Below are 22518 nucleotides of genomic sequence, written 5' to 3'. Positions count from 1 at the left end.
TAGTAAAAATTATACAAAGAGGTCTGGTGTAGATCTCTTTTTTTTGTTGAAATGACCAAGAAAGTGCATAAAACAACAAGAAAATTATATGTGAATTGTAGTATAATATAAAATCATAATATAGTTTACATATCGTGATAATTTCGCTTAATTCAAGGGGGAAGAATTATGAAGAAAATAGGTATGAGGGCTAAACTTATTAGCGTATTTTTGCTTATAAGTATGTTACCTATTCTGGTCATTGGAAGTATTGCACTTTCGAAGTCCATAGAGACTATCCAAAATGAAGTAGGGTTTTATTCAAATAAGACAGTTACTTTAATGGGGAAAAATATTGATATGATGGTTGGTGAAGTGGAGAAGGATCTAGTATCGTTAATGAGTGATCAAACAGTACTGCAGGCAGGGAGAGTGCCTGGTTTCCAAAATGAATACACAACTACACAAACTATTAAAAATGCATTAGTCAAAATATGTCAAAGTAATCCTTATATCAAAGACAATATTTTTGCAACATCGGGAGGAAATATTGTAAATGGGAGTTTTAAAAACTTAAATGACTTTAGTTGGGAGTCATTGAGAGAAGAAGGTATTTTAGGTGAAGTACTTGAAGAGAATAATACATTGTGGGTAAAAGGATATAAAAGTGAAAATGATTTATTTGCGTTTAGGCATATTATTGACCCTTCAACAGGAAAAAGTTTAGGTATTGCAATTTTTAAAATTAATACAGCTGAATTCCAAAAACATTTAGGCGTTATTCAAGAAGAGGGAGATGATACACAAATTTTTATTATTGACAATGCCCATACGGTATTAGTGGACAAGAATGGAGCAAACATAGGAATTAAGGCTGAGGAAGCGTATCCAACACTTTTTGATACAACAGAAGGATACTTATTTAATACACCGAATACATCTAACTTTGGTAACGAAAACTTTACAGTGTATACAGCATGTAATAGTGGAAAGTGGAAAGTAATTTTAACCAGCTCTGTAGAGAGTATTTTAAAGGGTACACATACTATTCAATTTAGTATAGTTGCAGTATGTATCATTAGTGTTTGTTTAGCAATTATCATTGCTGTAATTATATCAGGTGGCATTGCTAAACCTATTTATAACATGGTTCGACATATGAGACATGCAGAAAAGGGAGAACTCAATTTTGAAGTTAGACTAGAAGGTGATAAAGATATTAGAAATCTTGGAAGTTCCTTTAAGAATATGATCCAACATATTAGTGGATTAATTAAAGAGACAATGCAAGTAGTTGGTCTAGTGAATACAAATGCCTTAGATGTTAAGGCTATGGCGAGCAGTACAAAGGAAAGTGCAAGTAAAGTTTCCCACGCAGTTCATGACATTGCAGCAGGGGCAAATAGTCAGGCCGATGAAGTACAATATTCCATGGAACGCATGCAAAATTTGACAGGATCTATTGAGGGTGTTGTCCTTAAAATTGATAGTATTACGCAAGTGACAAAACAAACAGCTCATATTAGTCATCTTACAACTGAAACACTTAAAGAACTTAATGAACAAACAGAGAGATCAAGAAAGATTACGACAGGGATTGAAGAAGATATAGAACAATTAGATGATGATGCAAAACAGATTATAGAAGTGATTCATCTAATTGAAGGAATAAGTGAGCAAACAAACTTACTTTCTTTAAATGCGGCAATTGAAGCCGCACGTGCAGGAAATTATGGCAAAGGCTTTAGTGTTGTAGCAGATGAGGTAAGAAAGTTGGCTATTCAGTCAAAAGAAGCAACGAAGAAGATTCGAACCATTATTAGCAATGTTGAAAATCAAGTAGAACAGACAGTAGAGGGTGCAAGAAAGGCATCATTAGTATTTGATTATCAAAGGACCATCGTTCAAAAGACTACATTAGCTTTTACAGAGATTATAAAAGCCATGAATGAGATTTATAGTCAAATGGAATCCATGCATGGTTCTATTGGCAAAATGGACCAAGATAAAGATGAAGTAGTTGCTTCTGTTACACGTATTCAAACGGTAGTGCAAGAAGTGGTAGCCATCACAGAAGAGTTACTTGAGGCTAGCGCAAGACAAAATGAGGATTCTGATAAAATGAATAAATGTGCGGATGCACTTACAGGAAATGTCCATAACCTACAAAAAACGATTGCGACATTTAAAATTGGCTAAATTAGAAAAGGACACTTTTAGATTATAAAGTGTCCTTTTTATATTATTTACAACACCAAAGTAAGTGCAAAATGCCAGAAAAAAACATGAAATGCCAAAAATATATATGTATATAATAATTTTAATTTAGTAAAATTTTATATATAAGTATAAAGGTTATGAAAGAGAATGGGGGAGTATTCTTGGCAACTTTTACATACATTGCGAAAGATATTGAGGGAAATGTTCAAAAGGGTAAAATGGAAGCGGAGCATAAAGAGGATTTTTTTAGCATACTTAAACAAAAACAGCTTTATTGTATAGATTTTAAGGAGTTTAGTGAAAAAAAGGCTGTCAAAGGCTCAAAGATACCAATGAAACAGTTAGTGGTTTTGTGTAGACAGTTTGCAACGATGTTAACATCAGGTGTTTCTCTCATAAAATGTATTGATATTTTATATCAGCAAGCAGAAGATAAAAAATTAAAAGATACCTTATTAAATGTATATGAAGATGTTCAAAAAGGCAATGCATTGTCAAGAAGCTTAAAAGCACAAGGAAAATGTTTTCCTAATCTATTTATTAGTATGGTTGAGTGTGGAGAAGAGAGTGGTACGTTGGATCAGACACTTTTAAGAATGGCAACGCACTATGAAAGTGAAAATAAACTTCAAAATAAGGTAAAGAATGCTATGATCTATCCTATTATTTTAGGGATCGTTTCTTTTGGGGTAGTATTACTTTTATTATTATTTGTAGTACCCACATTTGCAGAGATGTTTGCAGATTATGGTGAACTACCAGCAGTAACGCAACTTTTGCTTGATATGAGTGAGGGATTGCAACAGTATTGGTTAGCAACCATTTTTATTGGAATACTGATTGGTTTTAGCTTATATTTACTGTTTAAAACAGTAGCATTTAAAAAGGGATTTGATAAGGTTAAAATCACGATGCCTGTTGTGGGTAAGCTAAACAAAATTATATTAAGTGCTAGGTTTGCCGAGACAACAGCAACCCTTTATGCATCAGGGATGTCTTTAATAAATGTTTTAGAGATTACTCAGAGCGTTATTCATAATACATATATAGATGAAGGATTTATCAAAGCAAAGGAAGATGTAAGTAAAGGAATTGCTTTGTCAGAAGCTATGAGGCAAATTGGTATTTTTCCACCAATGCTCTCAAATATGATTCTGATAGGAGAAGAATCGGGACGTTTAGAAGAAATACTTGATAAAACAGCAGCTTTTTATCATGAAGAAGCAGATGCTGCAGTACAGAAAATGGTGTCATTATTAGAACCAGCTATGATTATTATTTTAGGAATAATGGTTGCATTCATTGTAGGTGCTATTTTACCACCGATGTATGAAATGATGGGGAATATTGGTTAAGAGAAAGGTAGAAAGAGGGGGAAGGCATGTTATTAGCAATAGATATAGGAAGCCGAAATATTCATATTGTAGAAGGTGAGTACCATGCAAAGCGTTTTAAAATTGGGCGAACAGTTACGACTTTAACACCTGAAGGAGCTGTAGTAGATGGTGAAATTGTAAATGTAAATGAAATAATTACGAAATTACGTAATACGTTGCAAAAGAATAAATTAAGTAGTAAGAATGTTGTGTTTACAGTTAATCCAGGGAATATGATGAGTCGTAAATTTATTATACCTAATGTGAAGAAAACAGAGACTATCCCTATTTTGCAAAATGAAATGGAATCGCTAATGAATTTTTCAGAACCACATATTGTAGATTATACAGACGTCGAGCGCACAGAAGAAGGAACCTTTAGTATAGAAACAGTAGCGCTTTCTAAAGAAACCATTAAACAATATTTTCATATTGCTAAAGCATTAAAACTAAGGCCCAAAGCATTAGATATTCATCAGAATGCAGTCTATAAATTTGTTTTAACATGTAATGAAATTGATTATAAAAATATTATTGTTGCAGACATAGGTAATAGTTATATGAACACCTATTTGTTCAGAGATCGTACAAGAGTTTTTGCAAGGCGTATGTTGATTAATACAGAACAATATGAACGGACACTTGTATCATTAGGAAAATTAAGGGCGCTCAATCACGATTTTTCATTACTAGATTTATCACCAAAGACATTAAGTGAAGATCCAGTATTAGAGAATACAATTACTTTATATTTATCCAACATTGTAGACCAGCTTCAAAGAGTTATGCAGTTTCATATGAGTATGGGGACTAAAGGGCAAGTAAGTCAAGTAAGTAATATTTATTTAAGTGGGGCCATGGCAAATATGAAAGGTATTACAGAATATATTCAGTCTTATATGGATATACCAGTAGAAAAAATTGATGATATTGCGGATCCACGAGTTTGTAAGATGGATAGATTACCACAGTATCTCAATGCAGTTGGGGCATTAATAAGACTGGATTAGGGGGGAAAGCATGCTTATTAAAGATATTAACTTTTTTGAACGGTATATGGAAGAAAAGAAAAGAGCTAAAAATATTTCAAAAAAGGCTATAGGGCAAATTTTAACGGTGTCGAGTATTGTAATTGGGACAATTGTTACTGCATCTATTATGCAAGTAGTAAATGGAGACTTACAAAGCAATATAGATCATATTAATACCTATATTCATTCGGAAGATGTAGCAAGACAAAGTGCAGATGTAGCTGCTAAAGAAGCCATTTTGAATAATGCAGTTGAATACTTTAATGCAATAGAAACTGCTAATCAAAAACTTGCAACAATTATCAAACCAGATCGAGAGTTGATTACAAATCTGACATCTCTATTACCGAATGGGACAAGCATTACCAGTTTTTCAATAAGTGGAGGAAATATTCTGTTACAATGTGCAAGTGATCAAGAAAGTACGTTAGCAACGTATGTACATAACCTGAGAAGTTTGAAATCTGTTTTTAGCGTTAATTATAGTGGTTATCAAAAAAATGAAAGTAAGTATACAACCTCTATCCAAATCACTTTAAATCCAGGAGGTGAGTAAGATGCAGTTATCCAATAAAGAGAAAAATCTTTTGTTTGTATTAGCATTGGTAACAGTATGTGTTGTTTGCTTAAGGTTTGTTCTACTTCCAATGTTTGAGAAGAATAGTGATTTGAAAGTTCAGTTAGAACAAGCAGAACAAAATCAGCATGAGGTACAAATACGTCTAAGTAAGCTGAATACCATTGATGAAGAAGTAGAAAAGGTACTTGAAGAAACAATGATTGCAACGAAGCCATTTTTTACAGTTGTAGAGACAGAGTATCTGCATAAATGGGCGGTAAAAGTTGCCCAACAAGCTAATTTGCAAGTACAATCTCTGGCGATAGGAGGGAAAAACATCAGTGCTGTTAGCTCGTATAGTATAGAAAATAGTAATCAATCTTATCCTATAGGCGATTTTTATCACAACATGGTAAATTCAACAACTACAGAAGACCCAAGTATAGAACAGGATCAAGGGATGAATGGAGACGGGAAAGATGCAGTCGTACAAATGCCTATTCAACTTAATGTTAAAGGGACAAAAAGTCAGTTGATACAGTTTGCTACCAATATGGCTAGTATGGATAAGCATGTAGTATTACAAGGATTGGATTTACAGAATTTTGATAAAGATGAAGAACGAGATGTGACCTTGAGTATGGTATTGTATAGTATTCATAAAGAAGATGATGGGGTGTTAAATTATCAATTTTAAAGTTAGGTGAAAATAATGGATAAAGACCAAAAAGGCTTCACATTAGTAGAAGTTTTAGTGAGTATGGGGATATTTATGTTGGTACTGATAGCTTTTGGAAGTTTATTACAAATTAATTTATTGATGAACCGTAGAAGTTTAGATATTGTACAAAATAGTACTAACATATCAAATGACTTATTAGAAGGAAACACAGCAACGTCATCAGTGCCCTCTTTTTTGATTGCTTTTAGCAATGGTAAGGTAATAAGTGTTGAAGGTTATAATGAAAAAATTAATGTAGAGACAGATACGGTACCGGATTTATATCAAAACTTTAAAACAACTAAAGTAGAGTCTAGACCATAGAAAGAGGGGATAGCTTGAAAAGGAGTCAACAAGGAAATATTTTATTTGTTGTAATTATTGTATTTGCAGTAGTCCTCTTATTAGGAACAGGATTATTGACGATTACAACAGCTACTCACAAAGATGCTATAAGATATGTAGATAAGAAACAAGCAAGTAACATGGCAAAATCTGCACTAGAGATACTGGTATATTATTTTGAGAATGAACCGAAACATGCAAAAGAATTATTACCTGATGATACATTTACACTTATAACAAGCGATAAATTTCAACTAAAGGATAATAGTGATAGGAAATGGGAAAATCAGTTAACACTCCAAGGAATAGGGAATGATCAATTTAAGATAACGGCATATGTCAAACTGGATGATTCAAATAAAATGATAGAAGACAGTCAATCAGTAATTATTCAGGGGGTTAGATCTGGTGGTGTCAGTGGGATTAGTGGAAATTATGTGGAAACAGTTGGAAGCTTTACAGGCTTTACAAAAGGTAATATCTTTGCAAAAGATAAGCTTATAATTAAAGATACTGCAACGGGTCAAGATATTGATATGAATAAAATAGCTTCATTAGGAGGTATTTTAGTTGAGGGAATTAGATGTAAGTTTAATGTAGAAGAGGTTTATTCTGAAGGTGATATAACAATTGATAACTGTCATATGCAAGGATATAGTCAAATAAAAACGATTAAGTTTTCATTAGATGCTTATGACTATAAAGTAGTAGGAAGCAGTGGAATGAGTGATCCTAACACTATTAAAAAGCAACAAAATATGCCAGGTTGGGTAACGGAAGCGATAGATCAGGTTGATGGAATAGAAGCACCTTCATGGGTAACAACGTATGGGGGTGATACAGCTGAAATAGTAAAAGTAACTACAGACACAATTTATGATAGCAGTAGTAGCTTGCCAAATAAAATTTTTACAGATCAAGACAATATTACAATAACTATACAAAATATTTCGGGTGTAACCAAAAATTTAGAGATTTATAATCCTAAAGGAAATGTGATACTGCAGTGGAATGGTAATCCGAATCAGACTATTTTCAAGGGGGGCATTACGGCTAATAAAATTCATCTTAAGAATAATCATAAACTTATATTTGATTGTGAACCGAGTGAGAATGTAGTAAATGGAGGATTTAAGAAATTTGAAGTTTTGCAATATATGGACTAAATAGTCTGGAGGGAGAGAATAATAATAAATAGAAAAGGCATGACATTAATAGAAGTACTTATTGTGATAGTGATTATAGGGATTATAATAGGGCCTGTTTTTGGGACAATCCACAGTAGTAGCCAAATACTAGCGAAAACAGAGCAATCTGCAAATGCTAAAATGATTGCAAACAATATATTTCAATACATAGAGAATAAGGTCAAGTATGCGAATGTAATCTTGATAGGTGATATACGGATTCCTAAGTTAGAATCAACATTAGGAGATGCGACGACAAATAAAGATGCACTAACTTTAATAGTAGAAGGGGAGGAACTTAAGTATTATCAGTCTGCAGTAGGAAGTGCAGAAGTCATTTTTAACAAGAATTATATGGGAAGAATGACCCTCGAAACAAAATACAGAAAAGTAGATGTGAATACGATAAGCGTAGAAGTAGTAATGAAAAAAGAGGGTGAAAAAATACATGTCCTTGGACCTAATAAAATTAAGCTTGAAAATATTAATACTGCAATTAGGACAGGGGATAGAATTGATGGAACAGAAGGAAATATAATTAATTATATTATGCCATAGGGTAAGTATAAGGAGAAAAAATGAGAAAAAACTTAAAAATAGGAGATATTCTTGTAGAAGAAGGTTTGATTACAGAAGAACAGTTGCAAAATGTCTTGCGTATACAGAAGACGACTTATCCAGATAAGCGTATAGGTGACCTTTTAGTAAATCTTAACTATATTACAGAAGAACAATTAACACAATCTCTTTCTAAGCGTCTAAGAGTACCTTTCATTAGTTTAAAGAGTTATCCCATTCAAAATGAGGTCGTGAATATACTGGATGAGAAAATAGCAAGAAAATATCTTGCTATACCTATTGGAAAAAATGGAAATATATTAACAATAGGTATGAATGATCCTCTCAATCTCTATGCCATAGAAGAAATACGTTTAGCGACACGATTAGAAATCAATGCGGTTATTTGTACAAAGGAAGACATTAATAATGTTATAGAACGTTGCTATAGCGGGAGACAAGCCTTTGTAGCAGCTAAGCAGTTGCAACAGGAGTTTAATACGAGAGAAATTATTAATGTAGGTGCTGCTGTAGATAGTAATGGGGTTATTGAAAATGCGCCAGTTGTTAAAATGGTTAATTCTATAGTCGAGCAAGGGGTTAAGCTAGGGGCAAGTGATATACATATAGAAGCAGGGAGTGAAATGACTAGAGTACGTATGCGTATAGATGGGGAGTTGCAAGAACAGATGAAGATCAATCGTGCAGCTCATGATGCGATTGTGACAAGGCTTAAAATTATGTCCAATATGAACATTGCTGAGAAAAGGGCTCCACAAGATGGACGTTTTGAATTAATACATAATGGCTATCAAATAGATGTGCGTGTTTCAGTATTGCCCACAACCTATGGTGAAAAAGTAGTTATAAGAATTTTAAATACTCAAGATAATGCAGTTGCAACAGTTAAAGAACTTGGTCTTACAGCGCATAATAAAAGTTTGTTTGATAAAATTGTTAAAAGTCCTAATGGAATTATTCTGGTAACAGGGCCAACGGGAAGTGGTAAGTCTACAACTTTATATGCCGTATTAAGTGAGCGTAATAAAACTACAGATAATATTATTACCCTTGAAGATCCAGTGGAAAAGAAGCTTGAAGGAATTAATCAAGTACAGATTAATAACAAGGCAGGTTTAACCTTTGCAAGTGGATTAAGATCCATTTTGCGCCAAGATCCAGATGTGATTATGCTAGGAGAAATACGTGATGCTGAAACAGCATCCATTGCGATTCGTGCAGCAATTACTGGGCATTTAGTGTTTAGTACACTGCATACCAATGATGCTGCAAGTACTATTGTACGTCTCGTAGATATGGGAATTGAACCTTATATGGTATCCTCAGCATTAGTAGGGGTTATTGCACAGCGTCTAGCGAGAAAAGTATGCCCATATTGCAAGAAGCCACATGAAAGTACACAGGAGGAAATGGATCTTCTGAAGCTAGGAGAACCTGTTACCTTTTATCGGGGTGAAGGATGTCAGTATTGTAATTTTACCGGTTATAAAGGAAGGACAGCAGTGCATGAGATTATTGTTGTAAACTCAGAGATTAAACAAATGATTAATAGAGGGGCTAAAGCAGAAGAGATACGTGAATATGCACAAGCACATGATACAATGCTTCTTCAAGATAATATGAGACAGTTAGTTTTAGAAGGGATTACGACACCAGAAGAGTATGTGAAGATTACATATAGTATTGATTAGGGGGAAGACAATGCTAAGTTATACAGTTGAAGATATATTGAGAGAGGCTGCAATGAAAGGGGCTTCAGACTTACATTTAACAGTAGGTGTACCACCTATGATTCGCGTTAATGGAAGTGTATTGACATTAGGTGATTACCCTAAAGTAAATCAAGAGATAGCTAAAAGTTTAGTGTACTCTATTGTAAATGAGGAGCGAGCAAAGACTTTAGAAAAGGAAGGAGATGTAGATTTTTCTTTTATTTTAGAGGGCATTGGACGGTTTCGTGTAAATGCGTTTAAACAAAGGAATAGTTACTGCTTAGCTATAAGGCTACTTGTCAATCGTATACCGACTATGGATGAACTAGGGTTGCCACTTGTTCTAAAAGAATTAGCAGCTAAACCTAGAGGGCTTGTTTTAGTAACAGGTCCAACTGGAAGTGGTAAGTCTACAACACTTGCTTCTATGATTGATTTTGTCAATAAAACAAGGCGTGCACATGTGATTACAATAGAAGACCCTATTGAGTATCTTTATAAACATGGAAATTGTATTATTAATCAAAGAGAAGTGGGAGATGATACAAGTAGTTTCTCAAGAGCACTTCGTTCTGCTATGCGTGAAGATCCCGATGTTATTTTAGTAGGAGAGATGCGTGATCTTGAAACGATTCAGGCGGCTATTACAGCAGCAGAGACGGGACATTTAGTTTTTTCTACCCTTCATACGAAAGGGGCAGCTAGTACAGTAGATCGTATGATCGATGTATTTCCACCAGAGCAGCAACGCCAGATACGTATTCAGTTATCCAATGTACTAGAAGGTGTTATTACACAGAACTTAGTATTGCGTGCAGACGCTAAAGGACGTGCTTTGGCAATGGAAATCATGGTAGTCAATGATGCCATACGTAATATGATTCGAGATGAGAAGGTACATCAGATTAACTCTGCTATTCAGACTAATGCTAAGCTAGGAATGCAAACACTAGATGCTCATTTGGCACTATTAGTTAAGCAAGGTATTATTGCATTACAAGAGGCAATAAATAGCTGTATTAATCTTGAGGATTTAAAAAGATATTTGTAAAAACAAAATTAAAAAAATAGTTGAAATATTCAACCAAAAGTTGTATGATAAGTATAAATAAAACATTTTGTTTTATAACATCAAATTAAAGGGGGAGATTCAAATGAAGAAAAGTTTGAAGAAGAACAAAAAGGGTTTTACCTTAGTTGAAATGATTGTTGTTATAGCAATCATTGGAGTACTTGCTGCAATGATGGTACCAGCATTATTAGGATTTGTAGATAAGGCACACGAATCCAATAAAAATGCAGTGGCATCAGGATTAGGAAGAGGTATAGAGGCAGTATTATTTGAGCCTAAATGGGATGGGAAATCAGATGGGACATATACAGGAATAGTAGCAACTAAGAAAGCAACATTTTCAGATAATGCTAGTACCAATACTGAGTTTGCAGCGGAGCTTTCCAAAATAGCTGGAGAAGGATATGAGAATGGTGCAAAGATTACCGTAGTGATTACTAGTGGAAAATTAGATTCTGTAGTTTATGATGAGAAACCAGCATCTGGATCAAGTTATGTACCACCTACTACATCAGGCAAAACGGTTGGGATTTATACACCACAATAGTGAAAAAACTCAAAGAATGATATTACATAGATGGAAGTTTGGATGCAATTTGAGTATTACAAATAGCTAAAGTGAATAGAGGGCTTCAAGGCGTATGGGAGATGCGTTTTGAAGCCCTTTTGTATAGAAGAGATTAGATGAGGAGGAGAGCTTGTGGAAGTTGTATATTGGATATTCGTTTTTTGTTTTGGATTAATCATTGGTAGTTTTCTAAACGTTTGTATCTACCGTATACCATTAGGCGAAAGTATTAACTATCCACCATCCCATTGCCAGCATTGCCAGTATCGATTAGGTGCATTAGATTTAGTGCCAGTATTAAGTTACTTATGCCTTAAAGGTAAGTGTCGTTATTGTGGAGAAAAGATTAGTCCTCTATATGCTTGTATTGAATTGCTCAATGGGGTGGGTTGGGTTTATAGTTTTTATCATTTTGGCTTTACCATTGAAGCTGTGTTAGCTTGTATTTTTATATCGGTGGTCATTGTTCTAACTTTGATTGACTGGCGTCATATGATTTTGCCAACGGGGGTGATTATTTGTGGTAGTATTATGGCAATACTTGGGAAAGGTGCATTAAGCTTCCTGCATCATGATGCCTCTATTTTTATTAAGAGTTTGGCAGGTGGTGCATTGGGATATGGTATTGTAGCTCTAGTTTTCTACATAGCTATATGGGCTATGAAAAAGGAAGGTATGGGTTATGGGGATGTAAGGTATCTAGGAATGATCGGTTTATTCACATCACCCTCCTTAGTCTTTTTAACCTTGCTGATTGGTTCTATAGTAGGATCTATTTATGGAATGATACTTTATATGAAGCATAAGGAAAGTCTAGAATTTCCCTTTGGGCCCTTTTTAAGTATTGGTGCACTGGTTAGTTTATTTTATGGAGAGCAGTTGATCGAATGGTATTTAGGATTATGGATGTAAAGAAGAGCCAAGGAATACGAGGCAACAAGGGAATGACATTAATAGAGGTTATACTGGCACTTGCAGTCAGTAGCCTCTTTTTTTGTTGTATTTTAGATTTAACGGGTAGAGGCATAATGATGAATCAGAAGATTCAAGAGGAAAATAACTTAAGACGTGAGATGAATCGTATTAGACTTTTTGTAGAAGAGCAGTTTGATCAAGCTAAGAAGTTAACAGTATATGATCAAGAGGATAGGATAATTTTTTCTACAGAAAGAAACTATATAATTGATGAAGAGAAAGTCTTAAAGTCTATGATTTTTGAGGAAAAATTAGAGCGGCATGAAATAAAATGGCTAAAATATCAAAAAAATAATAAACAGCTGTTTAAAATGACGTATGGTGGGCAAACTCTAACAGAGAATATTCAGAATATAACTATTGTACAGCGGGAACAATGGCTTTTTATAACCTGTACTTTAGTTGGAAAGGTAGGGACTTCTTTGACGGAGGAGATACTTCTTAGTTTGGTTTATAAGTAAGTATACTTAATAATCAAGTGAAAGTATAAGGAATAATTAGAGCGTTGAAGAAGGATATAAAAGAGAACATTGAATAAGAACGTATGAGAAGGGAGAATAAAGTGTTTAAGTATTTAGGACTAGAAATTGAGGAGGATCAAATTCTCATTCTATATGCCAAGTGGCACAAGAAGCACATTAAAATTCTTGCGAGTACATGCATACACTTACTAGATACTAAAGAAGAGAGACAGAATGATGACGGAACATTCTTAGAGAGCAAGCTAAGAGCATTTATGAAACAGACAAAAGCGAGACCTAATGAGACAGGCATATGTATTCATCCTAGAGAAGTATGGAGGAGAGAAATACAAATGCCTATTTTTATGGAAAAACATATGGAAACGTATTTACCAACACAAGTAGAAGGATGGGCACACGAAGACAGGAGTACTTATACTTTTACAGGAATCCAATTAATAAGAAATAAGAAGAAAGATAAAAGATTAGAACCAAAAGAAAGTGTACCATATTGTATTATGGCATGTAAAAAGGAGAAGGTATTGGCGCCTTATCAGTTACTAGAGCATTTACATTGTACACCTAAGTGTGTCACAACAATTATGGATACTTTACCAACCTATACACTATTAAAAGGACATCCTAACCATTATATGATGGTTTTAGAAAAGAAGCTGAGTTGGTATGTAGGTTTTTATCAAGACAATGTCTGTACATTTGTACAAGTTATACCTAAACATCCTGACCAAGAGTTAGGCTTTGAACTCAATAAGTTAGTGAATTTCTATGGCGTGAATCATAACCAATTACAGGTAGAGCAACTTTATTTATTGGGGTTAGTAGGGACAAATGAAGCATTGGAACAAGAGCTAAAAGAATATCTAGAAATAGAGATTGTAAGTCTTGAAATGGATCCAAGTAATGAAACAAATTATAGCGGTATAATCAGTTTGTTCCAGTATATGCATCAAATGAGGAGGTGTAAGAGATGAATCTAATTCCTCCAGTATATCAAAAGAATCAAAGGTATAAGCAATGGCTAGGATATAGTCTGGCATGTTGTACTTTAATGGGATTTATAGGCATTAGTGCAACATGTTTAATGCCTCTTGAAATTCTAGCTTTAGAACAAGATATTGAGCGTATTCAAAAAGCAGAAGTTTTTAGATTGATGGAAGAAAGAGACAAGTTGCAGTTTGAAACGGAACAAATAGCAAAACAAGTCAACGTATTAGATGAACAGTATAGTTACATGCAACGTGAGAAAGAAATATTTAAAGGTATTCTAGGTGATTTATTAATGCCTCCACTTAGTTTTTCAAATATAGTGGAAATCGCATTTGAGAGTGAAACCAAGGTTTGGCATGTGATAGGTAACCATTCAGAGCTTAAAGTACTTATTGAATATGAAAAGTTACTCAAGCAAAAGTATGGAGAAAATCAAATTGTATTACAAATTGAGCCTAAAGATAAAATATGGTGTTTCTCATTAAGATTATCATTAGAGGGAGAAAATGAAGATGATTCAGCTATTTAAAGGAATAAAAGATGAAATGAGAAGACTATCTACTTTACAAGTATTACTCATTTTATTAGTAGTTATGATGAGTATCTATGGAAGTTTTACTTTTCCTAGTTATTTAAGAGAAAGAAAACAACTTACTGATACAAAAGGTCAATTGCTGATGGAAAAGCAAGGCTTAGAAGCCTATCAAGCAGGTCAAGTCCAGTGGCAGGAACAGAAAGATAATCTAGAAGAGCAAATAAAGGCATTTGAACAACTCTTTCCTTATTATGAAGGCGATTATGGTGGGTTAGAACAGTTGAAAAATAAGATAGAACCGTACCCTATTTCTAATTTGCAAGTTAGCTTTAATAAAACAGATCAAATGATACCTTTTTATTATTCAACCTATAATCTTACCTATACAACCAGTAGTGCAACAGCAAAACACATGATCTATGATGTGATAAGGTCTTGGGGAGGTACGAGGATTTCTAAACTTGAATGGCGTACAGGAGAAAATGGTCAAGTGGACATACAGATAATGCTAGAAGTGGTAACAAGGTGTAAGGAGGAAGTATAGCAATTGAAGAAAAAGGGGAACGAGGGCTTTAGTTTTGTAGAAGTACTTGTCAGTTTTATGATAGGGATGATTGTGATAGAAATCTTAATGGGGACTTTCATATGTACAAAAAAGATACAAATACGTGAAACGAGGCAACAAGAAGCCATTAAATATGGCCAAGAGATGATACAGTATGTATGGAATGAGAGAAATAAAGGGAAAGAGATTACACAAGCAACATTGACAGCATACTTAAGTCAAAGGACAGAGACAATGAATGACTATACCTATAGTTTTGTATGGATTCCATTTGCACAAAGTGAACATACAGTAGAAGGAATTGAGTTAGAAGGTGCTACCAAGTGTTCAACAGAGGAAAGGTTTGATTGGAGTGGAGTAAGTGGGGCAATAGATGATGGAAGTATTGTATTAAAAACGCCTAAGCAAAAGGCAGGATTAAATGTGGGAAGTGAACTGGGGGTAACCTATATAGAAGAAGCACATTGGCTTGTTGGTATTGTATCTTATAAAAATAATGAAAGGGATAAAGCACATGAGGAGTATTTCATTGCCTACCAATAAATCAGAAAAGGGCTATGTATTAAGTATCACATTACTTATGATGTCTCTAAGTCTCTTGATTATTGCAGGCTTACTTAAATGTCAAATCTTTACCTCTGCGTATCATGCTATTTGGAAAGAAACTTCATCTGTTAAGCTGATGACTGAAAATAAGGCCATGCAAGAACAAATGGAGGTCAGTCGCATGTTCGAGCAACTACAAGGGGCATTGTATAATCAATATCACAATTTATATTCTGAAGATGTAGCTGCTAATAAGGAAGCTTTTCAAATATTAAGTGCTGCACAAGCTTATCTTTTAACAACACAAACCTTCTTTCACAAAGACTCAGGTGATGGTTATTTATATAGTACTCATTTGGTAGAAGAAAGTCTGGAAGTGCGTATGCCTTATATGCAAACAGAGGCGCTTATGAAGGTTAAGTGTAAAAAATATACAGGTAATGTACACTTTGCCACTAACCCTTCAAAAGATCAGTTAGTGCGTTATGACGAAGTGAAAAAACATATTAAAAAAATAGAAGAATCCCTACAAAAGGGTGATTCTATCCAAGCACAAATAACAAGGATAGAGGCATTAAAAACGGAAATGATAAGTCGACCAATTTATGAAATAGGTGTAACAACGCAATTAGTACATGAAGCAAAGGGGGTCCTAAGTAAACAACAGGTTTATGTAAGATTAAAGTTAGTAGAAAATCATTTAGGAGAGGGAAATTCACAAGATGAGCTAGCGTATGCATTGCAATTAGAGGATTATCAAATGATGTCTGTTGTAAATTAAAAAATTTTGAAATTCAAAATAAGAGTGGCAAGAGGTGTTGCGTCAAAAGAAGAATGGGGTATACTATACGTAAGACTATTTTAGACACTAGAAAGGAAGAAACAAATGATAAAACGACTTTATCCAAATCTCTATTTAAATTCAATCAATGAGATTGATACAGTAGCCTTAAAACAAGAAGGCATAAAAGGTATTATTTTTGATATAGACAATACACTTGTTCCTTATGATGTATTAGATCCAACAGATGAAATTATAAGTTTCTTTGAACGCCTTAAAAGTGAAGGGTTTCAAATTTGTCTTGCGTCTAATAATACAGAAGACCGTGTTGTACGCTTCAACAAAGGTCTAAAAGTATTTGCTATTCATAAATCAGGTAAGCCAAGTACAAAAAGCTTCAAACGCGCTTTAGAACTGATGCATTTAACCTCTAATCAAGCAGTTATTGTAGGGGATCAAATCTTTACGGATGTGTTTGGAGGGAATCGTGCTAACCTTAAGACCATTTTGGTAAAGCCAGTAAGTGAAAAAGATGAATGGATTACAAAAGTGAAAAGAGGGATTGAAAGGAAAGTGATTGCACATTATGAAAAGCATAACAGGTAAAACGAAAGTATGTGGTGTGATAGGGAAACCTATAGATCACACCCTTTCTCCTCTTATTCATCATACCATTGCAGCATTCACTCATGAAAATTTAGCTTATGTACCTTTTCTAGTTGAAGAAAATAGAGTAGAAGATGCTCTAAAAGGTGCTCATGCATTAGGGATAAAAGGGCTCAATGTAACGATGCCACATAAAAAAGCAGTTATGCCTTGTTGTGTAGAAATTGATTCACTAGCTCAGCAAGTGGATGCAGTGAATACGCTTGTTTGGACACCAGAAGGCTACAAAGGTTATAATACGGATGCAATGGGATTAAGAAGGGCACTCAAGCATCAGGGGATACCATTTGAGGGGCAAAATGTTGCGATTATCGGAAGTGGTGGTGCAAGTTATGCCACGGTCGTAAGTGTAATGGAAGAGGCAAGAAGTATTCATATTTTTAATCGTACTAAAGAAAATGCGAGAGTGCTTCAAGCACATTTTAAAGAGACATGCCCAGTTCCAATTATAATTTATGAAATGGAAGAAAAGCCAAAAGTAAACATAGATGTAGTCATTCAAACAACAGGTGTTGGTATGGGAAACTTAAAAGGGCAAATGCCAAAAGGGGCAAGTGAACTTTTAGAACAGGCAAATGCTGCTGTAGATCTGATCTATAATCCTAGTGAAACCGTATTTTTAAAAGAAGCTAGGCATAGAGACTTGAAAAGAATGAATGGATTTGATATGTTATTTTATCAAGCGATTATTGCCTATGAACTGATGCATCATGTTACTATAGATGAAAGTAGCATTCAAGCCATTTACATGGAATTGATGAAAGAGATAGGATGATTATAGGTGAAAGTAGGAAAAGGTTTTACACTCATGGAAATGGTTGTGGTGATAGCAATCATTGGGATAATGAGTATAGGTGTTGTAAGTGGTAGCCAGATTTTATATAAGAGGCAAATGGAGGATGTAGCGAAAGAAGTTCAACTTATTGTGGAGGTCATGCAACAAGAGGCAGCACTTCGTAACATTCAATGTAGACTTATGAAAACGGCACGAGCGTCGCAAGATGTATTACTAGTAGAAGCAGAGGGCAGAATAGAAAAAGAATATGTTATTCCCAGTCCCATTAAACTGTATATTGGTACAGAGAGCAATCCTTTTGCATCAGGAAAGGTCATAAGTTTTAATCAAGATTTGTCCCCTTCAAATTCTGGTACAATTACCATTAGGCATCAAACTTTTCCTTATAAATTAAAAATGACAGTACGCCCCGTAACAGGGCTTGTGACAATTTATCCTTTTGAAAAGGATGAAGGGGGAATAAGATGAAAAATATTTATTTTATAGGGTTTATGGGATGTGGCAAGACAACCGTTGCAAGCACTTTAGCAAGAAGTATTCAAAGAGAATGGATTGACTTAGATGAGTGGATTGTAAGAGAAGAAAAGATGCCTATTCCTCATATTTTCGAACAAAAAGGTGAAGTCTATTTTAGAGCGTTAGAAAGTCGGTTACTTCAAGAAACACTTACACTTTCGGGTAAAGTTGTTTCGACAGGTGGAGGCATCATAGGAAAGGAAATCAATAGAACATGTCTTAACCAAGAAACATGTATTTATTTAGATTGGCCTTTTGAAGAACTCTATAGAAGAATTGATGGAGACACTTCTAGACCTCTTGTAAAGAGTTATGAACAGCTTAAGGCACTTTATGAGGCTCGTAGACCACTTTATGAAGCAAGTTGTACGCTTCAAGTAAAATGTGAAGGACATACACCTTATAGTCTTACGAATTATTTAGTGGATGTACTTAAACTTAAATAAAGATTAGAGCGTAGGGAGGGACGAAAGATGAAGATTGCAATAATGAACGGGCCCAATTTAAATTTTTTAGGCATACGTGAACCAGGTATTTACGGAAGTGGCACTTTAAAAGATTTAGAAACTTCATTAACAGAAGTGGCAAAAAAATATAAGGATATAGAGCTTATTTTCTTTCAGTCAAATGGAGAAGGTGAACTTATAGACTTTATGCAAAAATGTTATCATGAACAAGTAGCAGGTATTGTATTTAATCCAGGTGCCTATACGCATTATAGTTATGCACTTGCAGATGCAATCAAAAGTATTTCATTACCTGTTGTAGAAGTACATATCTCTAATATTCATGCAAGAGAAAGTTTTAGAAGTCACTCAGTAACAGCTGCAAACTGTATTGGGATTATTGGTGGATTTGGTTTTAAGGGATATGAGATGGGACTTGATGGTTTAATCAACCATATTGGGCAATAATTATAAATAGACAATAAAAGCTATTATGAATTTTTATAAGGCGGCATAATTAAAGGATTACTTAATACGGAGAGAGAGGCTAGAACATGGATCAACGTTTACAAAAGTTACGTGCACAAATGGCAGCGTTAAAATTAGAAAGTATGATGGTAGCAAATTTGACTAACATCCGCTATATAAGTGGATTTGCAGGGTCAAATGCACTTTTACTTGTAACAACCGAAAAACAATATTTAATCACTGATTTTAGATATATTGAACAAGCGACAGGACAATGCCCAAACTTTGAGATTGTCAACCAAGAACAAAAAGGTACACTTGGAAAGGCAATGGAAATTGCTGAACATGACGGAATCAAGAATATTGGTTTTGAAAGTGATTATACTAACTATAGTACGTATGTAGAGTATGAAAAATATAATCATTTCACATTTGTACCCACAAAAGACGTTGTTGAAAACTTAAGACAAATTAAAGATGCAGAAGAAATTAAAAAGCTTGAAGAAGCAGAACGTATTGGTGATCTAGCCTTTTCAAAGATTATTTCACTCATTACAATGGAGTACAAAAACGGTTTAACAGAGACTGATATTGCATTAGAACTTGAACGCATCATGCGTATGAATGGCGCAAGTGGGACTTCTTTTAGCTCCATTGTAGCTGCCGGTGCCAAGTCTTCTCTTTGCCATGCAGTACCAGGTCGTGAGACATTAAATGTAGGTGATTTTGTTGTTATGGACTTTGGATGTCGCTATGAAGGCTATTGCTCAGATATGACAAGAACCATTGTGATTGGCAAACCAAACGAAAAACATCAAAAAATTTATCAAACTGTACTAAAAGCTCAACTAGCAGCACTTGATGCGATTAAACCAGGATTAAAAGGAAAAGAAGTAGATGCAATCGCACGTAATATTATAAAAGATGCAGGTTATGGCGAATACTTTGGACATGGACTTGGACACAGCGTAGGCCTTGATATCCATGAGAATCCACGTTTTTCAAGTGCTGAAGAGAAAGTTATTGAGCCAGGAATGGTGCTTACAGTAGAACCAGGTATCTATGTACCAGGATTTGGTGGCGTGCGTATTGAGGATATGGTTGTTGTAACTAAGACAGGAATTAAGAACTTAACCCACTCACCAAAAGAACTTATTGTTATAGAATGATGTAAAAAATCGTTGAAAAAACTAATAATCTAGTTTACACTATATTAGGAAAAACATATTAGGAGGAAAACCCATGATTCAAGCAGGCGATTTTAGAAATGGTGTTACCATTGAATTTGAAGGTAACTTATATCAAATTATTGAATTCCAACACGTAAAACCAGGTAAAGGTGCGGCGTTTGTACGTTGTAAAATTAAAAACATAAAAACAGGTGGTGTAGTTGAAAGAACATTCCGTCCATCTGAAAAAGTACCAAAAGCTCATATCGACCGTAGAGATATGCAATATTTATATGCAGATGGTGAGTTATTCCACTTCATGGATTTAGATACTTACGATCAAATTGCTGTAAATGCATCTTCAGTAGGAGATTCTTTAAAATTCGTTAAAGAAAACGAAATGGTTAAAGTTATTTCTCATGAAGGTAACGTATTTGGTGTAGAACCACCAATCAACGTTGACCTTGAAATTACTGAAACAGAACCAGGTCTTAAAGGTGATACAGCACAAGGTGCTACAAAACCAGCTATCGTTGAAACAGGTGCAAGAGTTATGGTACCTTTATTCATCGAACAAGGCGAAATTATTCGTATTGATACACGTACTGGCGAATACATGGGTCGTGCAAACTAATCCTCATTCGAGCGTGAACTTAGGACGTATAAGATGAAAATCTTATACGTCTTTTTTTTATGCCTAAAAAAGTTCTAGGGGGACAAGTACTTGCATATAGTTAAGTAATCAAACTGTACAAAGGAGGAAAACGATGATTCCAAAAAGTATTCTTGATATTATGCCAAGAGGCATCAAAGAATCACTTGCAAGGTTAACTACACTTAATGCTGGTATTGTGCAAGAAATTAGAATAAGGACATTTAAACCTTTAATCATTGTTATGAATAACGAGGAGTATGGACTCACAGACAGAGGACTTGAAGAGATTGCTAAAAGTCATATCGTTACCTATGAAGAGGTACAAGCTATCTTGCAATTTTTAAGTGGCTATTCGCTTTATGCTTTAGAAGATGAGATTAGGCAAGGCTATGTGACGGTTGAAGGTGGGCATCGTATAGGAATTGTAGGGAAAGCTGTTGTAGAAGACAAGAAGGTTAAAACACTTAAATATATTAGTGGATTTAATATAAGACTTTCACATGAAGTATTAGGATGTGGGAGTAAGGTATTACCCTATATGCTTTCTAGGGACAAAGTATATCATACCCTTATTGTATCACCACCTAAATGTGGTAAGACAACTTTGCTAAGAGATTTGATTAGAAATTTAAGCAATGGATACAGTGGATATGGGCCCTATACTGTAGGTGTAGTAGATGAAAGATCTGAAATTGCAGGATGCTATATGGGAATTCCACAAAATGATGTGGGTATGCGAACAGATGTATTAGATGGTTGCCCGAAAGTAGAAGGTATGCGTATGTTATTACGTTCTATGGCACCAGATATTATTGCAGTAGATGAGATTGGAAGTAAGGAAGATCTAGAAGCTATCGAAGAAGTATTAGGTGCTGGAGTAAGTATTCTTTGTACAACCCATGGGAAAGACTTAGAAGATTGTATGAAAAAACCTCAGCTTAAGACAATGATTGAAAATGGATGGTTTGAAAAGATGGTTATTTTATCTAATCGTAATGGGCCTTGCACTATTGAAACCATACAAGACTTAAGAAGAAATCAGGTGAAAGTATGCTGAAAATAATGGGGATCTTAATGATTTTTACAGGATGTAGTTTGACTGGAATATGCATTGATATGAAATACCGTAAACGTATTAAGGAATTAGAGTATTTGATTTATGCCTTTGAATATTTGAAGGGGGAAATTAACTATAGATTAACGCCACTTCATGAAGCATGTTTTAGAGTAGGAAAGGACTGTAGGCACGAAATTGGTCAAATTTTTATTACTTTTTCTACGTTACTTCAAGCGAGAGATGCAGAAGATGGTGGTGCACTTTGGAGACAAGCTTTAGAAAATGAAAAACATCGTTATCATTTAAATGATGAAGACTATGAACTCATTTATGAGTTTGGAAGGGGTCTTGGTCATGTAGATAAACAGATGCAACAAGGGAACATTGAAATGATGCAAGAGAAGCTGAAGATGACATTAAATATGGCACAAAAAGAGCAAGAGAAATCAGGGAAACTTAGAACAGGTATGGGCATCTTAATTGGTGCGTGTATCAGTATACTCATTATTTAGGGGGAGATAAGAA

27 protein-coding genes are annotated in these 22518 nt (G+C 34.6%); all 27 read left to right on the top strand.

Annotation, left to right across the window (positions count from 1 at the left end; translation table 11 throughout):
- Positions 1 to 168: 168 nt before the first annotated feature.
- The 27 genes from PBV87_RS20215 (at position 169) to PBV87_RS20085 (ending at position 22505) form a co-directional block, all read left to right on the top strand.
- Positions 169 to 2178, top strand: a complete 2010-nt coding sequence (locus tag PBV87_RS20215) for a methyl-accepting chemotaxis protein (RefSeq protein WP_271013510.1) — start codon at positions 169 to 171, stop codon at positions 2176 to 2178.
- 182 nt (positions 2179 to 2360) lie between these two features.
- Positions 2361 to 3554 carry a type II secretion system F family protein gene (locus tag PBV87_RS20210; protein ID WP_271013509.1) on the top strand — a complete coding sequence of 398 codons (1194 nt, stop codon included), beginning with the start codon at positions 2361 to 2363 and terminating at the stop codon, positions 3552 to 3554.
- Between the two features lie 26 nt (positions 3555 to 3580).
- Positions 3581 to 4585, top strand: coding sequence for a pilus assembly protein PilM (gene pilM, locus PBV87_RS20205; protein ID WP_271013508.1), 1005 nt, complete (start codon positions 3581 to 3583; stop codon positions 4583 to 4585).
- Positions 4586 to 4595: 10 nt separating this feature from the next.
- Entirely contained in the window at positions 4596 to 5162 is a 567-nt protein-coding gene (locus PBV87_RS20200) for a PilN domain-containing protein (RefSeq protein WP_271013507.1), read from the top strand.
- 1 nt (position 5163) lies between these two features.
- On the top strand, positions 5164 to 5862 hold the full coding sequence (pilO, locus tag PBV87_RS20195; protein WP_271013506.1) for a type 4a pilus biogenesis protein PilO: 699 nt from the start codon (positions 5164 to 5166) through the stop codon (positions 5860 to 5862).
- Between the two features lie 15 nt (positions 5863 to 5877).
- Positions 5878 to 6210 (top strand): type IV pilus modification PilV family protein, encoded by a 333-nt coding sequence (locus tag PBV87_RS20190; RefSeq protein ID WP_271013589.1) that lies wholly within the window; start codon positions 5878 to 5880, stop codon positions 6208 to 6210.
- A gap of 14 nt (positions 6211 to 6224) precedes the next feature.
- On the top strand, positions 6225 to 7397 hold the full coding sequence (locus PBV87_RS20185) for a hypothetical protein (RefSeq protein WP_271013505.1): 1173 nt from the start codon (positions 6225 to 6227) through the stop codon (positions 7395 to 7397).
- Positions 7398 to 7976, top strand: a complete 579-nt coding sequence (locus PBV87_RS20180) for a prepilin-type N-terminal cleavage/methylation domain-containing protein (protein ID WP_330680499.1) — start codon at positions 7398 to 7400, stop codon at positions 7974 to 7976. It abuts the gene before it with no gap.
- Positions 7977 to 7996: 20 nt separating this feature from the next.
- Positions 7997 to 9688, top strand: coding sequence for a GspE/PulE family protein (locus PBV87_RS20175; protein ID WP_271013504.1), 1692 nt, complete (start codon positions 7997 to 7999; stop codon positions 9686 to 9688).
- A 10-nt stretch (positions 9689 to 9698) separates the two neighbouring features.
- Positions 9699 to 10760, top strand: a complete 1062-nt coding sequence (locus tag PBV87_RS20170) for a type IV pilus twitching motility protein PilT (protein ID WP_271013503.1) — start codon at positions 9699 to 9701, stop codon at positions 10758 to 10760.
- Positions 10761 to 10863: 103 nt separating this feature from the next.
- Positions 10864 to 11328, top strand: coding sequence for a type II secretion system protein (locus tag PBV87_RS20165; protein WP_271013502.1), 465 nt, complete (start codon positions 10864 to 10866; stop codon positions 11326 to 11328).
- A gap of 153 nt (positions 11329 to 11481) precedes the next feature.
- A complete protein-coding gene (locus PBV87_RS20160; RefSeq protein ID WP_271013501.1) occupies positions 11482 to 12261 on the top strand; it encodes a prepilin peptidase in 780 nt (259 codons plus the stop codon).
- A complete protein-coding gene (locus PBV87_RS20155) occupies positions 12252 to 12785 on the top strand; it encodes a PulJ/GspJ family protein (protein WP_271013500.1) in 534 nt (177 codons plus the stop codon). The genes PBV87_RS20160 and PBV87_RS20155 overlap by 10 nt, the downstream gene beginning before the upstream one ends.
- 101 nt (positions 12786 to 12886) lie before the next feature.
- Positions 12887 to 13777: a hypothetical protein gene (locus PBV87_RS20150; RefSeq protein WP_271013499.1), complete on the top strand. Its 891-nt coding sequence runs from the start codon at positions 12887 to 12889 to the stop codon at positions 13775 to 13777.
- Positions 13774 to 14322 carry a hypothetical protein gene (locus tag PBV87_RS20145; protein WP_271013498.1) on the top strand — a complete coding sequence of 183 codons (549 nt, stop codon included), beginning with the start codon at positions 13774 to 13776 and terminating at the stop codon, positions 14320 to 14322. The genes PBV87_RS20150 and PBV87_RS20145 overlap by 4 nt, the downstream gene beginning before the upstream one ends.
- Positions 14306 to 14872 (top strand): hypothetical protein, encoded by a 567-nt coding sequence (locus tag PBV87_RS20140; RefSeq protein WP_271013497.1) that lies wholly within the window; start codon positions 14306 to 14308, stop codon positions 14870 to 14872. Before PBV87_RS20145 ends, PBV87_RS20140 begins: the two co-directional genes overlap by 17 nt.
- Before the next feature lie 3 nt (positions 14873 to 14875).
- Complete coding sequence (locus PBV87_RS20135; protein WP_271013496.1) at positions 14876 to 15436, top strand: PilW family protein; 561 nt, start codon at positions 14876 to 14878, stop codon at positions 15434 to 15436.
- Positions 15423 to 16220 (top strand): hypothetical protein, encoded by a 798-nt coding sequence (locus tag PBV87_RS20130; RefSeq protein WP_271013495.1) that lies wholly within the window; start codon positions 15423 to 15425, stop codon positions 16218 to 16220. The genes PBV87_RS20135 and PBV87_RS20130 overlap by 14 nt, the downstream gene beginning before the upstream one ends.
- Before the next feature lie 105 nt (positions 16221 to 16325).
- Positions 16326 to 16826, top strand: a complete 501-nt coding sequence (locus PBV87_RS20125) for a YqeG family HAD IIIA-type phosphatase (protein WP_053985432.1) — start codon at positions 16326 to 16328, stop codon at positions 16824 to 16826.
- Positions 16807 to 17661 carry a shikimate dehydrogenase gene (gene aroE / locus PBV87_RS20120; protein WP_271013494.1) on the top strand — a complete coding sequence of 285 codons (855 nt, stop codon included), beginning with the start codon at positions 16807 to 16809 and terminating at the stop codon, positions 17659 to 17661. Before PBV87_RS20125 ends, aroE begins: the two co-directional genes overlap by 20 nt.
- 6 nt (positions 17662 to 17667) lie before the next feature.
- Positions 17668 to 18150, top strand: a complete 483-nt coding sequence (locus PBV87_RS20115) for a prepilin-type N-terminal cleavage/methylation domain-containing protein (RefSeq protein ID WP_053985430.1) — start codon at positions 17668 to 17670, stop codon at positions 18148 to 18150.
- Positions 18147 to 18644, top strand: a complete 498-nt coding sequence (locus PBV87_RS20110; protein WP_053985429.1) for a shikimate kinase — start codon at positions 18147 to 18149, stop codon at positions 18642 to 18644. Before PBV87_RS20115 ends, PBV87_RS20110 begins: the two co-directional genes overlap by 4 nt.
- Positions 18645 to 18671: 27 nt before the next feature.
- On the top strand, positions 18672 to 19112 hold the full coding sequence (gene aroQ / locus PBV87_RS20105; RefSeq protein ID WP_271013493.1) for a type II 3-dehydroquinate dehydratase: 441 nt from the start codon (positions 18672 to 18674) through the stop codon (positions 19110 to 19112).
- 86 nt (positions 19113 to 19198) lie between these two features.
- Positions 19199 to 20281 carry a M24 family metallopeptidase gene (locus PBV87_RS20100; protein WP_271013492.1) on the top strand — a complete coding sequence of 361 codons (1083 nt, stop codon included), beginning with the start codon at positions 19199 to 19201 and terminating at the stop codon, positions 20279 to 20281.
- A gap of 73 nt (positions 20282 to 20354) precedes the next feature.
- A complete protein-coding gene (efp, locus tag PBV87_RS20095; RefSeq protein ID WP_053985426.1) occupies positions 20355 to 20915 on the top strand; it encodes an elongation factor P in 561 nt (186 codons plus the stop codon).
- Between the two features lie 133 nt (positions 20916 to 21048).
- Positions 21049 to 21993 (top strand): stage III sporulation protein AA, encoded by a 945-nt coding sequence (spoIIIAA, locus tag PBV87_RS20090; RefSeq protein WP_053985425.1) that lies wholly within the window; start codon positions 21049 to 21051, stop codon positions 21991 to 21993.
- Positions 21987 to 22505 carry a stage III sporulation protein AB gene (locus PBV87_RS20085; RefSeq protein ID WP_271013491.1) on the top strand — a complete coding sequence of 173 codons (519 nt, stop codon included), beginning with the start codon at positions 21987 to 21989 and terminating at the stop codon, positions 22503 to 22505. The genes spoIIIAA and PBV87_RS20085 overlap by 7 nt, the downstream gene beginning before the upstream one ends.
- Positions 22506 to 22518 lie beyond the last annotated feature (13 nt).

Origin of the sequence: Holtiella tumoricola, from assembly GCF_027857615.1 — a bacterium.
Lineage (GTDB): Bacteria > Bacillota > Clostridia > Lachnospirales > Cellulosilyticaceae > Holtiella > Holtiella tumoricola.
Note: the sequence above shows the minus strand (reverse complement) of the source record. Positions and strands in the feature narration are given on the sequence as shown.

Coding starts and splice junctions, on each gene's coding strand:
- efp (WP_053985426.1), top strand. CDS start 20,355: ATGATTCAAGCAGGCGATTTTAGAAATGGTGTTACCATTGAATTTGAA.
- PBV87_RS20215 (WP_271013510.1), top strand. CDS start 169: ATGAAGAAAATAGGTATGAGGGCTAAACTTATTAGCGTATTTTTGCTT.
- PBV87_RS20165 (WP_271013502.1), top strand. CDS start 10,864: ATGAAGAAAAGTTTGAAGAAGAACAAAAAGGGTTTTACCTTAGTTGAA.
- PBV87_RS20200 (WP_271013507.1), top strand. CDS start 4,596: ATGCTTATTAAAGATATTAACTTTTTTGAACGGTATATGGAAGAAAAG.
- PBV87_RS20155 (WP_271013500.1), top strand. CDS start 12,252: ATGGATGTAAAGAAGAGCCAAGGAATACGAGGCAACAAGGGAATGACA.
- PBV87_RS20110 (WP_053985429.1), top strand. CDS start 18,147: ATGAAAAATATTTATTTTATAGGGTTTATGGGATGTGGCAAGACAACC.
- PBV87_RS20175 (WP_271013504.1), top strand. CDS start 7,997: ATGAGAAAAAACTTAAAAATAGGAGATATTCTTGTAGAAGAAGGTTTG.
- PBV87_RS20140 (WP_271013497.1), top strand. CDS start 14,306: ATGATTCAGCTATTTAAAGGAATAAAAGATGAAATGAGAAGACTATCT.
- aroE (WP_271013494.1), top strand. CDS start 16,807: ATGAAAAGCATAACAGGTAAAACGAAAGTATGTGGTGTGATAGGGAAA.
- pilO (WP_271013506.1), top strand. CDS start 5,164: ATGCAGTTATCCAATAAAGAGAAAAATCTTTTGTTTGTATTAGCATTG.
- PBV87_RS20085 (WP_271013491.1), top strand. CDS start 21,987: ATGCTGAAAATAATGGGGATCTTAATGATTTTTACAGGATGTAGTTTG.
- PBV87_RS20190 (WP_271013589.1), top strand. CDS start 5,878: ATGGATAAAGACCAAAAAGGCTTCACATTAGTAGAAGTTTTAGTGAGT.
- aroQ (WP_271013493.1), top strand. CDS start 18,672: ATGAAGATTGCAATAATGAACGGGCCCAATTTAAATTTTTTAGGCATA.
- PBV87_RS20100 (WP_271013492.1), top strand. CDS start 19,199: ATGGATCAACGTTTACAAAAGTTACGTGCACAAATGGCAGCGTTAAAA.
- spoIIIAA (WP_053985425.1), top strand. CDS start 21,049: ATGATTCCAAAAAGTATTCTTGATATTATGCCAAGAGGCATCAAAGAA.
- PBV87_RS20145 (WP_271013498.1), top strand. CDS start 13,774: ATGAATCTAATTCCTCCAGTATATCAAAAGAATCAAAGGTATAAGCAA.
- PBV87_RS20125 (WP_053985432.1), top strand. CDS start 16,326: ATGATAAAACGACTTTATCCAAATCTCTATTTAAATTCAATCAATGAG.
- pilM (WP_271013508.1), top strand. CDS start 3,581: ATGTTATTAGCAATAGATATAGGAAGCCGAAATATTCATATTGTAGAA.
- PBV87_RS20170 (WP_271013503.1), top strand. CDS start 9,699: ATGCTAAGTTATACAGTTGAAGATATATTGAGAGAGGCTGCAATGAAA.